At 40.0% G+C, this 15,864-nt stretch carries 9 protein-coding genes; 5 read left to right on the top strand and 4 right to left on the bottom strand.

Going from position 1 to position 15,864, the window contains the following annotated elements; genetic code table 11:
* Window positions 1-53: 53 nt before the first annotated feature.
* Together LU361_RS13830 and LU361_RS13835 are read right to left on the bottom strand one after the other, a co-directional pair.
* Window positions 54-455, bottom strand: coding sequence for a nuclear transport factor 2 family protein (locus LU361_RS13830; RefSeq protein WP_233089421.1), 402 nt, complete (start codon window positions 453-455; stop codon window positions 54-56).
* A gap of 453 nt (window positions 456-908) precedes the next feature.
* Window positions 909-1,832, bottom strand: coding sequence for a LysR family transcriptional regulator (locus tag LU361_RS13835; RefSeq protein ID WP_233089422.1), 924 nt, complete (start codon window positions 1,830-1,832; stop codon window positions 909-911).
* A gap of 174 nt (window positions 1,833-2,006) precedes the next feature.
* Here LU361_RS13835 and LU361_RS13840 point away from each other — a divergent pair, with 174 nt between their 5' ends.
* Both LU361_RS13840 and LU361_RS13845 read left to right on the top strand, forming a co-directional pair.
* The gene (locus tag LU361_RS13840) at window positions 2,007-2,501 is read left to right on the top strand and encodes a GNAT family N-acetyltransferase (protein ID WP_233089423.1); all 495 of its coding nucleotides are present in this window, start codon (window positions 2,007-2,009) and stop codon (window positions 2,499-2,501) included.
* A gap of 82 nt (window positions 2,502-2,583) precedes the next feature.
* Entirely contained in the window at window positions 2,584-2,976 is a 393-nt protein-coding gene (locus LU361_RS13845) for a hypothetical protein (protein WP_233089424.1), read from the top strand.
* 82 nt (window positions 2,977-3,058) lie between these two features.
* Here LU361_RS13845 and LU361_RS13850 read toward each other — a convergent pair whose 3' ends face one another.
* Window positions 3,059-4,492: a hypothetical protein gene (locus LU361_RS13850; protein WP_233089425.1), complete on the bottom strand. Its 1,434-nt coding sequence runs from the start codon at window positions 4,490-4,492 to the stop codon at window positions 3,059-3,061.
* A 619-nt stretch (window positions 4,493-5,111) separates the two neighbouring features.
* Entirely contained in the window at window positions 5,112-7,916 is a 2,805-nt protein-coding gene (locus LU361_RS13855) for a bifunctional aconitate hydratase 2/2-methylisocitrate dehydratase (protein WP_233089426.1), read from the bottom strand.
* A gap of 559 nt (window positions 7,917-8,475) precedes the next feature.
* Here LU361_RS13855 and LU361_RS13860 point away from each other — a divergent pair.
* From LU361_RS13860 to LU361_RS13870, 3 genes are all read left to right on the top strand, one after another.
* Window positions 8,476-9,414 (top strand): DUF4124 domain-containing protein, encoded by a 939-nt coding sequence (locus LU361_RS13860; protein WP_233089427.1) that lies wholly within the window; start codon window positions 8,476-8,478, stop codon window positions 9,412-9,414.
* Between the two features lie 740 nt (window positions 9,415-10,154).
* On the top strand, window positions 10,155-12,215 hold the full coding sequence (locus LU361_RS13865; RefSeq protein ID WP_434064670.1) for a P-loop ATPase, Sll1717 family: 2,061 nt from the start codon (window positions 10,155-10,157) through the stop codon (window positions 12,213-12,215).
* A gap of 455 nt (window positions 12,216-12,670) precedes the next feature.
* Window positions 12,671-15,583 carry a DEAD/DEAH box helicase gene (locus LU361_RS13870; RefSeq protein ID WP_233089429.1) on the top strand — a complete coding sequence of 971 codons (2,913 nt, stop codon included), beginning with the start codon at window positions 12,671-12,673 and terminating at the stop codon, window positions 15,581-15,583.
* The last annotated feature ends 281 nt before the right edge of the window (window positions 15,584-15,864 follow it).

Here is a 15,864-nt window from a genome sequence, read left to right on the forward strand (position 1 = left end):
TTGCAATCATACAGATTTACTGTGGTTCTACCGGGCGAATAACTAAATGTTTTTTATTCGCCCGTTACTTCAAAATGATCTTCACGTAATAAAGCGGTGCCATCTGCTTGTAGAACCCACAACTCGTTTGTGATGATGCCTTTAGCGTTATTCATTTTCCAATGTGCAGAGACACTTGCCGAGGTTAAAGTATCGCTAAAAACTCTTGTTTGCGTATTGTAATAAACAATGTCATTAAATCCTTTTTTGATAAGATCCGCCCAAAATGCTCGAATCGCTTCTCGCCCGTTAAATGTACCAAAAGGCTTCGCCACCATTACCGCGTTTTCTTCGTACAAGGCGGCGGCTGCATCGGCATTACCGGCATTAAACGCTTGCCGCCATGCCAAGCTTGATTTTGCAACTGCGGTACTTAACGCGCATTCTTTTTTTGCCCGTGCATGTGCGTCTGTCATAGTCGTAACCTTTCTTACTTATGTTTAAATTTGAATGTTATTCAGCTCTGGCTCAACGTAACCCGAGAGTTCAGTGAAAAAGGTTACATGGATTCAGTTGCCAGTGACGTTAAAGTACAACATCCTATTGTTCTTAAAAACAGCCAAAAATAGAAAAGTGGGTACGAAAAAATCGTACAATAAAAACTATAGGAGTCTCTGATTGACCTCAAGATCACTCAGGCCAAGGAGTTTTTTTCTGATTAAGGCGTGCTTTTGAAGGTCTAACGGGTTAAATCGAAAAAGCACAACGCGAAGCAGGAAAAAACTGGCAGGCCCTGAAAGGCGCGATCTCAAGCGCACATTTGCGGCGTTGCCGTTTTTATTAAGGACTAAGGCCATTAATTACAAACGGCGCCTTGCAACTGCACGCTTGAGATCACGCTGAGTAATTTTGAGGTCAATCAGAGGCTCCTATAAACCAGCGTCTAATTGCTGCCTGATTTCCTCGATCATTGCCCTTACTCCCAAGGGTGGCGTGCTGCTGTATGGGTGGATAGCATAAATATTGGTAGAGCAAGGCGAGTGGTGCGGTAAGAGCTCTATTAGCTCCCCAGAATCAAGGCTCTTCTGAACTAAAAAGTGTGGCAGAGCGCTTATTCCAACGCCTTGTTTTATTAGGGCCACAATAGCGTTAACCGAATTCACAGTAGCGACGCGTTTGAAGTGAAGAGTGGTTGTGTTCTTACTGTTTTTCTTGCTGTTAGTTGCCAGAGTATATGTGCTTTTCGCGCCTTGCCAGTGATTGGCAACGTAGGGCAGCTTTTGTATGTCGTCTAACGAAATTTCAGTTTTCGGCTTAAGCTTGTGAGCTTTCAGAAAAGCGGGCGATGCACACAATACATCTTTTAATACACCAACACGTTGGGCCCTAAATTCGCTGTCTGGCAGCTCACCCACCGTTAACGCCAAATCAATATTGTGTTCAATCAGGTCGATTCTTTTGTCGTCGATGATTAACTCGGGTTCAATGCGCGGATATTGACTGATCAGCTTAGCAAGCGCCGGAGCAACGCAATCTTCAATGGTGGCATTGGGTGCAGTGATACGAAGTGCGCCAACGGGTTCTGTAAGGTGACCGCTAATTTCCTCTAGCGCCATCGTAGAAATGTCATTTAACGCACGGCACTGACGATAAAATTGTTTACCAACTGTTGTTAAGCTCTGTCTGCGTGTAGTTCGAATCAAAAGCTGCACACCCAACGAAGATTCTAACTGCTTGAGTGCATCACTTACCCCTGATTTGCCCATAGACAAATGATTAGCGGCAGCCGTAATAGAGCCAGATTCGACAATGGATAAGAAAATACGGACATTGTTCGCTAAAAGGTGTTTCAAGGATTGTACTCTCTCGAACGTGTGGAGCTTCTATGCATTTTAATTAGTTGAATTCTTATATTATGGACGAAAAATTCCGACCTGGAAAACCGGATTATCTAACTTGGCGTCTATTGAGCGGATAATAATCCTCGTTGTAAAATCAACGTTTTGCCGAGAATTATTGCAAAAGGTATGAAATTCGAGCCGTTAACGTTATCACATACAAATAAGCTTCTTGATTTTGAAATTAAGAATAAAGACTACTTTGAGAGTTTTATCGCTCCACGTGAAAACGCTTTCTACACGAAGGCGGGTGTAGAAGATCATATCCAGCAGCTAACCAACGAAGACTCAAACTTACCCTTTGTATTAATGGATAACAGTCAGATTATCGCGCGAGCCAATTTAAAAAATATACACAAAAATGGCAGTGCTGAGATTGGCTATCGAGTTGCACAAAATACGATAGGTAAGGGTGTTGGTTCACTGTGCGTCAAATTTTTGATTGAAAAAAGCAAAAATATCGATATTAAAAGCTTATTGGCGTACGTATTAGATAACAACAAAGCCTCTGAGCGGGTCTTAACTAAATCCGACTTTGTTTTGAATTTGTGTTTACCCAATTATTGTTATCACGATGGCCAATCCCTGCATGCTTTTCAATATGTGCTGAAGTTTTCAGGATGACCTTTTTTAAATGAATACCGTGATAACCTAATTTTGGAAGTTATCAATAATAAATGTATGTCATTTTGGATTTTTGTCTTCTATGTATTTTAAAAACTTTATGAGATATATAATTTCTTTTCTATTATTGGTACTGTCTAATTGCGGATTGGCAACTTCCATTGTTTCACCAAAAACTGTTCTTTTTAATGAGGCAGATAAGTATGGTATTGAAGTAAGTAGAAATATAGGTGACGAGCAGAGTGTTGTATTTTTGAAGATAAATGAAGTAATTTTATGCCCGATTGATAAAGTACTGTTAGTTGAGCGTTTTATGGTAGTTGGTGAGCGAAAACGTTATTTAAAAAAATACGATGAGCGTTACACCTCTGTTTTTAATAATACTCAAGAATATGAATCCATTAACTTTGTTATTAGTTGCAAAGAATACTCTAAAAGCTTCGGTTCTACTCAGTTTAGATTTGTGTTGTTCTAAAAAAAGCCCGCATCACTGCGGGCTAAGAAGGTGGGTAATATCGAATCTATTGATTTAACGTTTTTCATAACGTAAATACTGCTTATTGAAAGTTTCCTTTAAATACAAGTCTTACTACTTCATATTGGCTGAATCGATTGATGGTAAATGTTGCTCTTCTGTCATTTCCCCAAATTCTGGGTTTTAGATTTGCTGTTTGTGCGACCACGTTGGGATTGCTTTCTTCACCAGCGGCAGTGTACAGGCGCTGAGCAGAAACGCTGTTAATCGTAAAGTTACTGAACGATAGGCGAACTTGATCTTGGTTAAATGCGGTTCCAAAGGCGTACACGATTAATGTATCGTTACCTTTGCGGAATGCTTCAGTGTACACGCCTTGCCGAAAATTACTTTCATTGCTGTAAGACTGATTATTAATGCCTTCTATTAAACGTGAATTTTTTAAATCACCCTCAAGCCATCGATAAAAAATTCCGTTGGTGGTAGGAGTAACATCGCGACCGTTTAAGCTGGTAAAAAGCCGTGTTCTTAAATTATCGCGAGACATAAGCGGCCAAACCGTTGCAAGTTTGGTGTTACCACGCACACCTTCGGCAAAAATCGACATTAATCCCATCGGGTTTCTTAAACCAAGATCAAACGTGTTGTTGTTTCGGTTGCGGATATTAAATTCCGATAAGAAAAACGGCTTTGAATAGCCTGCGCGCTGCTGCCAAGTGTTGGTAATATTTTGCAATCGACGGCTGAATTTTTCAGTGGTGCCGTCAAATCGACGAAACCCTAATTGTATTTCGGTTACGCCGGGATACCAGTGGAATGTTAGGTGATTTATTCGGTTTCTGTGCGATCTTAATTTTGAGGCAATGGTGCGTGCTTGAGAGACGGTTTGCCCTGATTGTACCGAGACTTCAATCGTGTAATTTCCACCGCGAGTTGAGTCATCGACTCCCTGATGAATGGCCGTCACCAGCGCATTGGCAACATCACCATATTCACTGGGAGTAATATCATTGGCGTACTGCTCATTGCCAATTTCAAAATGAACCGTTCTCCCAGATTCAATCGTGCCATAATTACCTTGCAGTAATGCATTAACAAAGCTTCTGATTTCGTTTCTACCGCGATTAATGTTGTTTTTGTAGCGAATGCTTGGAAGAACAAAAACTGCGCGCCAGTTGTGTTGATTCACCAATTCGATGTAACGGCTGATGCTGCGGTTTTGCGAGACGCGACTGCCATCTAAATAAACGTTGGGATTGGTGGGGTCAAATTGATTTTCCGTAATAGAGCCACCGGGATACCGAATCAGGTGTTGTCTTAAATGCGGCAGGGTATTTTCCAATTGATCGAAGTTATTCCAGGTAAATACAAAGTTAGCGCCAAACATGCTAGAGGGAATTTGTTTGCCAGTATCGCTTGCGTCGATATCGATAACTTTGACTGCGTAGCTAGATGCCGAGAACAATGCAATACAGCAAAGAATAAGATAGGTAGTTAAGCTTTTTATAAATTTCATGGTGATTCCTTTGCTTATTGTGACAATAAGCGGGCGAGTTAAATGAAAATTATTGGTAAAACTCCATTGTGGTAATACATTTGTAGAGGATTTATACGTGTTAGAAATATCAGAAAAACACGAATTTTATTTTTCCATGACCACATAGGAAGCGTACAAAAGGCTCAGCTTAACAAAATTGATTTAATTCTCATTTGATCGTTATGAAGGGTTAATTTACAAATGGCTATTTTATGAATTTAAATTTTGTATTGTTTTAATGAATATCCGTATATTTCCATAAACAAATTTCAGAATCTAATTTTTATTTCAAAAATAAACGATGAAAAATATAAGCTTGTAAATCGAGAGTTCCCAAATAAAAATCTAATGGAAAAAGAGGTTGATAGAAAAAGAAGTTGATGGGGCGGGGTGTGTTAGTGAAAATAATTGATACCAAATAAAATTGATAGAAAAAGACGATTACAGAAAAAGCTCAAATGCAAACGGAAAAACAGACGATTAGTCAGCAGAGGGCTAAAGCAGAGAGCTATAAAGTAACACTAACAAAATACAACACCAGAAACAAAAACAGGCACCCTAAGGTGCCTGCTTTTTAAGTTGAAGATCTAAGCAATGCTTAGCTTGGATCAACAATCTTCAAAGGTACTGCTTCAGTGGTTAGCTCTTCAGTTGGAGGAGCGAAGTCAGTTAGGTTAATACCTTCAACAGAGGCTTTGTACTCTTCGATCGTTGGGAAACGACCAAGAACGGTAGAAAGCACAACAAGTGGTGTAGAACCTAGTAGAGATTCGCCTTTCTTCTCATCAGAGTCAGCAACTACGCGGCCTTGGAAAAGACGAGTAGAGGTAGCAATTACGGTGTCACCTGGCTCAGCTTTTTCTTGGTTACCCATACACAAGTTACATCCTGGGCGTTCTAGGTACAGAATGTTTTCGTACTTGGTACGTGCTGCTTCTTTTGGATTGTCGTCGTCGAATTGGAAGCCAGCGTATTTCGCCAAAATGTCCCAATCGCCTTCGGCTTTAAGCTCATCAACAATGTTGTAAGTTGGTGGAGCAACAACCAACGGTGCTTTGAACTCAATGGTACCGTTTTGAGCTTCCATGTTACGCAACATTTGCGCAATGATTTGCATGTCGCCTTTGTGAACCATACAAGAACCAACGAAACCGAGATCTACTGGCTTATCGTTGTAGTATGAAACCGGACGGATAACGTCGTGGGTGTAACGCTTAGAAACGTCTTCGTTGTTCACGTCTGGGTCAGCAATCATTGGCTGATCGATTTCGTCAAGATCAACAACAACTTCTGCGTAGTACTTAGCAGTGTTGTCTGGCGCTAGCGCTGGTTGCTCGCCAGACTTGATGCCTGCGATACGCTCATCAGCCAAGGCAATTAGGCCAGCAAGAGTTTTCGCTTCGTTTTCCATACCTTTGTCAATCATGATCTGGATGCGGCTCTTCGCAAGTTCGATCGACTTAACAAGGGTTTCATCGTTAGAAATACAGATAGACGCTTTCGCTTTCATCTCTGCAGTCCAGTCGGTGAAGGTAAAGGCTTGGTCTGCAAGCAAAGTACCGATGTGTACTTCAATCACACGGCCTTGGAACACGTTCTCGCCGCTGAATTGTTTCAACATTTGCGCTTGAGTTGCGTGAACCACGTCGCGGAAGTCCATGTGGCTCTTCATGTTGCCTTTGAAGGTCACTTTAACAGACTCAGGCACTGGCATAGTTGCTTCACCAGTGGCCAACGCAAGACCAACGGTACCGGAGTCTGCACCGAACGCAACACCTTTAGACATACGGGTGTGAGAGTCACCACCGATAATGATTGCACGATCATCAACAGTAATGTCGTTCAATACCTTGTGGATTACGTCCGTCATTGAGTGGTAAACGCCTTTCGGGTCACGAGCAGTGATTACGCCGAACGCGTTCATGAACGCCATCAATTTAGGAGTATTTGCTTTGGCTTTGTTGTCCCATACCGATGCAGTGTGGCAACCAGACTGGAACGCACCGTCAACACTGGTAGAAATGGTAGAAGCCGCCATAGCTTCAAGTTCCTGACAAGTCATAGGACCAGTGGTGTCCTGAGAACCTACGATGTTCACTTTAACGCGAACGTCAGAACCTGCGTGTAGTGGGGTTTTAGAGGTTACACCAACCGCGTTGCGGTTAAAGATTTTCTCAACAGCAGTCAAACCTTGGCCGTCGTTAGAGATTTCTTTAGATGGTGCGTAAACAACCGGTGCTTCAACGCCTAGAGTTTCAGCCGCGAATGTCTGTAGCTTCTTACCGAATACAACCGCGTAAGAACCGCCCGCTTTCATGAATTCCACTTTCTGTGGTGTGAAAGAATCGGCTACGTCAACCAACTCTTGGTCGCCGTTGTAGAGCTTCTTGGCTTTAGTATCGATGGTCAACACAGTACCAGTAGCTACAGAGTAAGCTTCTTCTAGTACAGGATCGCCGTTTTCATCACGGACGATTTCACCGTTTTCGTCGGTTTTCTTAACCCAGTTTTTAAGGTCAAGACCGATACCGCCGGTTACGCCTACGGTGGTCAAGAAGATCGGTGCAATACCGTTGGTGCCCGCAACAACTGGCTTGTTGTTAACGAATGGAATGTATGGAGATGACTCTTCACCGGCCCATAGTGCAACGTTGTTCACACCAGACATACGAGAAGAACCCACACCCATGGTGCCTTTCTCAGCGATCAGCATCACTTTAGCGTTAGGGTGCTTTTTACCCAGTTCAACGATTTCTTGTTGAGCTTCAGGTGTGATCATGCAAAGGCCGTGGAGTTCACGGTCAGCACGGGAGTGAGATTGATTACCTGGAGAAAGAAGGTCGGTAGAGATATCGCCTTCCGCTGCAATGTAGGTAACAACGTCAATTTTTTCTTGGATGTCTGGAAGCTTAGTGAAGAACTCAGCGTTCGCGTAGCTTTCTAGGATATCTTTAACGATTGCATTGCCCGCTTTGTAAGCAGCTTCAAGGCGATCGGTGTCCGCTTCATACAAGAATACTTGTGTTTTTAGGACTTCAGCTGCAGGTTTTGCAACAGATTCGTCATCGCTCAATGCAAGGTCAAGAAGAACCTCAACAGATGGGCCACCTTTCATGTGAGACAGCAATTCAAAGGCGAACTCAGGGGTAATTTCCTCTACTGATTCTTCTCCGAGAATAATTTCTTTGAGGAATTTTGCCTTAACGCCAGCTGCGCTGGTGGTTCCAGGAAGGGTATTGTAAATAAAGAATTTTAGAGAATCAGCGCGATACTCATGGCCGGTATCTTTGATTTGGGCGATGATTTCTGACAGCAACTCGGCGCTATCGATTGGCTTTGGGTTTAATCCTAGATCTTCTTTACGGGTCTGGATTTCATCCATGTATTCTGTATACAAACTCATACAAATCTCTCAGGGCAAATTACAGGCAATAGTTAATAAACTCAGTCTATTTTACTCGATTTTGTGCCAATTTAGTATTCATTCGACTAAATCAACGTTTTTTTAACTGGTGTTTCACCTTAAATTCATTCTAATTTGATCAATTTTCGACAAATTGACGATTAAGTGACAGGTTTATGTATCACTTTTAACGATAACAATTCTTATTCATATAGGTGCTTATTAAATGCGTGTTAATTCAATAGCAATGGGAGCCTGAATCAGTTTAGGCCATTTACAGAAATAGGGCGCAATTTCGTAAAAATAGCCATTTTTGTATAAATTTTGGCAAGTATGAGTTAATCGTATAACTACGCTCACTAAGTCATAAATAAATAGAAAGATGAGTGCTTTCGCATTAAAACTATTAACGTCGTTCAATGAATAACAACATTAAAATTGCTTACCGAATGGCTTACTTACTTAATTACGTACTTAGCTTTAATCGGTGCGTATTAAAATTTTGATGGTAAATCAACACTTGATATTTGGCTTTCTGTAACTCGGAATTCACACAATAATGAAAACACCCGTATCCTTAATCATCGTTAGTACATTGTTATTATTTGCATCATTTTTTTCTTCGGCTTCCGAAATTTATAAATGGGTCGACGAAAACGGCAAAGTGCATTTTGGTGACCGCAAACTGAATTCTGTAAACCAGCAAACCGTAGAGTTGGATATTGCGCCGAGTGAATGGCAGCGTTTTGATATTCAAGTAGAGGCGCGAGGTGTAGTGTTAACAGAAAAAGAACACAACGATATTGTTGACGGTGTTAACTACGTTTACGAGTTTTATGATCGGGTAATGTATTTCGACATCTACAAAACCGTACCCGTAAAAATATTGGTGCTTAAAGACAAAGCCATGTACAACAGCTTTCTTAGCAAACGAACAGGCAAACAACGTCACGCATCTTTAGGTGTGTATTTTCCATACGATAATCAAATCGTGGTGTATATGCGTGAAGATCGGGAAAAAACTTTTAAAACCATCAAACACGAAGTAAGTCACGCCATTGTTGATACCATCACACCATACACGCCCATTTGGCTCAACGAAGGTTTGGCCGAGCAAATGGAAACCATCGAAAAATCAGAAGAAGGCTTGTATGTAAAAGCTCATGTAGGAAATCGTTATTACGTTGACAAAGCGTATAAAGACAACAAACTCATGGATATAGAAACCTTCTTAAAACTTCCCACCGATCAATGGCGCAAAGAATTAAATGCTCGTAACTATCCAATGCAAGTTCACGCCGGGCAACTGGTTTATTTTTTACTGTCGACCTCACCAAGCCGCAGCTTTATTGTAAGAATACTGCACGAATTTGAGCGCGGTAATCGAACACTCTCTTATTATTTGGTTGACGATAACTACATTGGTGGAATTGAAACACTTAAACGCAATTGGCTGAATTTTTTAAAAGATCAGAATAAGCCACTGATTCAATTTTAACTTTAAGATTTTTAAGTTTTATTGTTGATCTTATCAAAGAGCGAGTGAGAATTATTAAAGATTTTTGCTCGTAACATTTTGATGAGCTTTTTTAGAAAAAGTGAGTGCTTGTTTTAAAATCAAATAGAGCAGCTTTTATTGTAATTGCTTCATGTTAAAAACTAAAAATAAAAGTGTTAGTATTAAACAGTCGCTGCATCTAAATGCTATCAACACCCAGAAACAGCTAACGTTACCTATACGGTAACTTTCCAACCCACGGCCGCTTTCACAACACTCTACCCGTCCATTTGATACAGCATAAAGACTGCCAGTTCGATGAGGCCGGATTTATCGCTCTTAAAATACGAGAATCCATTTAATGATCTCTCATAAAAACCGTAAATACCAACTCTTAGTAGGGATGGTATTTGCGGTTTTTAAAACGCGCAGATTTAGGTGTTTATTGCTTAATTTATAAGGAATAATTTCTGTATGTATCCGCTGCAAAAAGCCGACAATAAAAAACTCTAAAAAGAGTTTTTCTGGGGCTGATTGTCGTAGCAGTACAAGCTAAAAATGATTTGCGTGCCAGATTTCTAGAGGCGTTGACGTATTAAGAATTTCAAGATAGCTTGGAGGAAAATTTAACTGAGATATACGTTAATATGACGGTACATACGAGAAAAAACGTTTCTAAGGTGCGTATTAAACTGTTATTTTTTCAAGGATCCATTACTTTATAAGAGAGGTTAGTTACATTGAGAGGGAATGTTCTTGGGGATATCCGAGCTGAACAAGATAAAAGTATGCTTGACACCGCATTCTGGGAGTCGGCAGACTATAAGTCGCTGTTGGAGTCTTACGATCGTCCCATTATTGTAGGAAGAAGAGGTACGGGTAAAAGCGCCCTCGCATATAGACTGTCAAAGCACTGGGATTCCAAGCCAAAGACTCTTGTGCTATCCATTTCTCCAGAAGAAGAGCAAGTTATAGGGCTTCGAGACATTTTTGATCAGTTTGGAGAAAAGTACCTGCACATTAAAGCAGGTACTAAAATGGCTTGGCGTTACGCAATTTACATGGAAATTCTGGTTGAGCTTGGAAATCACTATAAATTTAAGAGCAACCTGGATCTTAGCCAAGTCCGTGATCATTACACGTCGTGGGGGAGTAGGCGGCAGTCTATATCAACGAAAATTCGAAAAAAGTTAAAGTCTGTTTTAAATGAGTCGGATTCCCCTCAGTCGAGAATAGCAGATCTCTCTGATAATCTAGAGCTTGATCTTCTAGAAGAAGTCCTTCTAGAGGCATTAGATAAATCAGATGTTCAGTTCGTTGTTTTTGCAGATCGTTTGGATGAAGGTTACAGCCCCGATAATCTAGGGGTCGGAATAATCGATGGATTTATTCAAGCTTCGATCGATATAAAATCTAAAATGTATGAAAAAATAGTCGCTTTTGCTTTCGTTCGAGACAATATATATCGAGCTATATCAAAACTAGATCCAGATTTTACTCGAAATATTGAAGGGCAAACGTTACGTCTACACTGGGATGAATATAATTTATTTAACTTAGTCTGTTTTAGACTGAAATCAGCTTTTAAGTGTGAGCATGAAAATAGTATTAGAATTTGGAATCAGTATGCTGCAAAAGAATTAAAGGGTAAAGAAGGCTTTAGATTGGCATTGAAGCTTACATTATATAGACCTAGAGACATATTGGTTTTGCTGAATGAAGCATTTCTTAAAGCAAATTCGAATAATAGACGGCAGATAGTATTAGAGGACATAGAATATACTGCTAAAACTATATCAATGAATAGATTAAATGACCTCCACAAAGAATATGAGTATATATTCCCTTCTATTGAAGAGTTTACAAAGTCGTTTTATGGCCAGAAGTCTGAAATGGCAGTAAGCGAGGTTGAGCCACTTATAGGTTTGATTCTTGAACAAGACCGATTTGAAAAAGAGAAGCAGCAAGATATATTTCTTTTTGGTGACTTTCGGCAAGTTTTACAGAGGTTGTATAGTGTTGGTTTTATTGGCGTACATAACGAGCAGTCAGCTTCATTCGTTTTTTGTCACGATGGAAAAGATCCTGATAAGGAATTTACCAATGAAACCAGAATATTGGTTCACCCATGTTATTGGTTAGCGTTGGCGATTGGTAAGTCTGGAATTAGTTTGGAAGAAGCTGAAGAAATTCATGACGAATATGAGATTGAAGTTACATCTGAGTCGAAAGGAATCCGAAATAAAAGAATAGAGACTTTAATCCAAGAGTTAGGCGAAATCAAAGAAGGAAAGGACGGGGCATATGATTTCGAATCATGGTGTGTAAATGCAATCAAAATAATATTTGCCGGAACGCTTTGTAATGTTGAAGCACATCCTAACAAGAACTCTCTCCAACAACGTGACGTCGTAGCAACGAATCTCGAAGAGAGTAAATTCTGGAAAAGAGTTATTAAGGACTACAAGACGCGTCAAGTAATATTTGAAATTAAAAATTATAAGGACTTAAGCGCCGCCGAGTACCGGCAGATAAATTCGTATTTATGCAATGATTATGGAGCGTTTGCCTTTATAGTTACTCGTGCGATTAACAATAATTTGGAGAAGGGTAGAGAGCTAAATTGGGCGAGAGAGCTCTATTCTGAACATAAAAAAATTGTAGTTATCCTATCTTATAAATTCCTTGAGAAGCATCTTAAAAAGCTAAGAAATCCCCGAAAACACAATGCTCTGGATAAAGAGCTAAACTCTCTTCTGGATACATATGTAAGAAGATATTTTCCAAATAAGTCTAGATAGAATCTAATAAAACTTTAGCAATCAGAGATTAAATTTATTCTCATCATAAGAAAAAGTATATAGATAGTAAAAATTATTTTTTTCAGTTCAAATTTTTGAGAAGTTAGCCAGTTATACGAATGTTGAGCATGATGGGTGTATATAAATACATTCAAAAGCTCGATTTTGCATAATCGATGAAATAATTAAGTTGTTATGCTTGCGTGTGGTTGAAGACAAAAAAGTGAGGCGTTTAATAAATTAATTTCCAGGACTGCGTTTTTCTACAGGCTTGTATACCACGCCATCCGAGTACTTTTTGTTGACTCAATGGGTATAATTTAATTAATTATTCAAAGATGGTAATGTGCATTAAACGGAAGTTCGTAAATTATATAAAAGTTTACAAAGACCCTAGATACTTCCTTAAAACGCCTCTTTGAATTTCAGTACAAGATAACAAAGAGAATATAAAAATGAAGTTTGAACTGCCTGAAGAGCATGGTTTATCAGATCTTGCGTTAGAACACTTGGTTTTTAAAGAAGATGAACAGCATTCACTCAGTGATGCGCAATTTGCAGCATTAGAAGCAGGTGTAGGGCGTGGAGAAAGTGTTTTAACAGTATCGCCAACATCAACCGGAAAGACGCAAATTGCGCTTTGGGGGTTGGCTAATGGGGTTGAAACGGGGTGCTTTACTGTATATTTGGTAACTCATAGGGCTCTGGCAAAACAAAAGTTTGAAGATTTTAAGTCTCTCTTGCTACCTACTTTACTGAAAGGTGATAAATCGTCACTTGTTATAGCCACAGGGGACTATGTGGAGGATGCCGAAGGAAACCTGCCTAGAGACCCCTTAAGTTCACGAGTATTAGTTGCAACTTACGAAAAATATCTAGCTTTACTTTCTGCATCTGGTATTCCAACAGATATGACAAACACTGTAGTTGTTTGCGATGAAATTCAATTATTAGGCGACTTACACAGGGGACAAAACGTTGAGGTATTGCTCACGCTACTTAAAAACGCGGGATGGAAGCAATTTGTAGGCTTATCTGCTGTTTTGGAAGAAAAAGACTCTGCTATGTTAGCCAACTGGTTAGATGTATCTCTAGTAGTGTCACATACAAGAGAAAAACACCTAAGTTACGAATGTTGGGACTCCAATGGAATAGGGGTCTGTAATACAGCCAACCCGGATGAAATAATTGAGAACATTCCGCTACCGGTAGGGGCTGATTTATCACCACTATCGACGGTTGCTACGTTACTCAAAGAACCTTCCCCGCCTGTCCCCATAATAGTTTTTTGTATGAAAAAACAGGATACATATGATTTAGCGAAGTCATTTGTGGATAATTACTTGAGTCCACCTCAAGGACAACTTTCATTAGCATTTGAAGACTTTCCTGAAACATCTGCAAGCCAATTTCTTTCACAAGTTATCGAACACCGCGTGGGCTCTCACAGTGCTGATTTAACTGATGAAGAGAGAGAAGTTGTAGAACGTCGCTTAATAGAAAATAAGTTAGATGTTGTTTTTGCTACGTCAACATTAGCAGCAGGTGTTAATTTTCCTCTCGGTGCAGCTGTTTTTTCGGACTGGAAACGGTGGAACGCTAATATGCGCCAATATGTTCCTATAGACCAAGCAGAGTTTCACAATATGTCTGGCCGTGTTGGTAGGATGGGGTTTGAGCATGATATGGGTCGAGTGATATTTTTTTCCCGAAGCCCAGGGGATACTTTTGCCGCTAGACAGTATTTGAATTTAGGGGGGCTACCTTCTTTAGAAAGCAGAATTACACCATCAAGATTTGAGCAATTATCATTACAATTAATTGCTTCTGGGCTTTGCACCTCTAGAGATAGTTTAATCCACTTAATCTGCTCTACGTTAAGCGGATTAAGGGAGCAAGATAACAATAACGCAAACTTTTCTACTTGGCCTGGAACTCTGCAAGTTGCGGTTAGTTCGTTGTGCCAAAAAGGACTTTTGCTTGAAACATCTGGCGGCAATGTAATTGCGACCCCTCTTGGAAAAGCAATAGCATTCAGTGGTTTATTGCCTGACACTGGTATTAATTTATTAAACTATTGCATTCAAAAAGTTCAAGTTCTCACTACTTGCTTATCTAATGATGAGCAAAGTAGGGATGAGAATAAATTTACGTTTTTGATTGTATCTTCTTGTTTTGCCAGCCCGGAATTTAAGGCTTTTAATGGTCAGCAGCCTACTCGGTTTTTACCGTGGCCTTTGGAAACTCAAGCCATCATTGATCCTTCTGCTCATGTTGATGATTTATATGAGAGTATTTGGCAGGCCGATGTGTCTCCAACAAATGGTGCCAAGTTAACACTAGACTGGATTTCTGGTACAGAATTGAGAGCCTTAGAAGGCAGTTTGCCTAGTTTAACCGCCGGAATGCTAAACGAAATGTTTAGGAATTTAGTCTGGGCTATGCAAGGGCTTTCATCAATCATAATGTCAGCAACAGATTCTAGAGTACCCGTTCTTAACAGACCGCTAGCACTTAGGAATGACGAACAACTTTTAAAACAACTACGTCAATTACCAAGGGCAATTCGCCGATTAAGTTACAGAATTGGCGAAGGGCTGCCTGACGACATTCTTTGGATGACATCTTTATCTAAAATTGAAAATGTACAAAATTTTAGATTAAGTCGTATAGAAATACTTGCCTTACGAAACCTTGGTTATCATTCGCCTGAGCAATTAATGCTTGGAACGCCAGAAGCCGATCAAGTTCGTTTGACGGCATTTCAAAAAGTAAAGCCAATTCCACATAATAAGGCAAATTGGTTGCGAGATGCGTGTCGTAATTGGAAGGTAAGTCAAAGACAAAAGGCATCCGAAAGACAAATTGAAAGAGCGAGCAGGTATTCATTAAATCAACTATTTCATAATTATTATGACAAAAAGGGGGATGAGTTTGAGGTTGCGTTCGAAGAGTTGTTAACAACTCTTGGTATTCAGTTTGAAAAACTGGACGACAAAACTAAGACTGGTGCGCCCGACTATCTTTTGAAACTGCTTAATTCTCCCGAGATTGTTATGGAGTTAAAGTCAAAACAAGGAGGTAAACTGGTTGATTATAATAGTTCTACAGAAGTGTTGGCTGCATCGGAAATTCATGGTTACGGACAATCCTTTTGCTCAACCTTATGTCATCCCGGTGTAGACCCCAGCGTGCCACCGATAATAATAGCGTGTGAACGACTAAGTGTTGTAGAAAGCCATGATTTAGGTGAAGCGCTGCTTCGTGTAGGAGTGGGAATTTTAACGCAAGAGCAGCTGTGGCAATGGTTAACTACACCCGGTCAGGCATTAACTGATGATATCCCATATAGGGATTATAGTAATTAAATACAGTTCGTGTTACACGAGTTTCGCACTCTTTAAATGTTTGTTCTATTGTAATAGTTTATATGGTACGAGCGTACGGACTACTTAATTGAAATTGAATTAGCCTAGACTTAATTTCACAGTAAACGTCCTATCAAGTCTGAAGCAGTGGATAAATTTTGGCATCAAATTCTTAACTAACTTACTTCGTTTTTCTTTCAGAGAGTCAAGGGTAAGTAGCGCTCCGAAGGAGTTTATCCCTGAGTCACTGAAATAAGATTGAGATGCTGAATTTGGAAATT

The sequence above is a fragment of the Sessilibacter corallicola genome (genome assembly GCF_021290925.1).
GTDB lineage: Bacteria > Pseudomonadota > Gammaproteobacteria > Pseudomonadales > Cellvibrionaceae > Sessilibacter > Sessilibacter corallicola.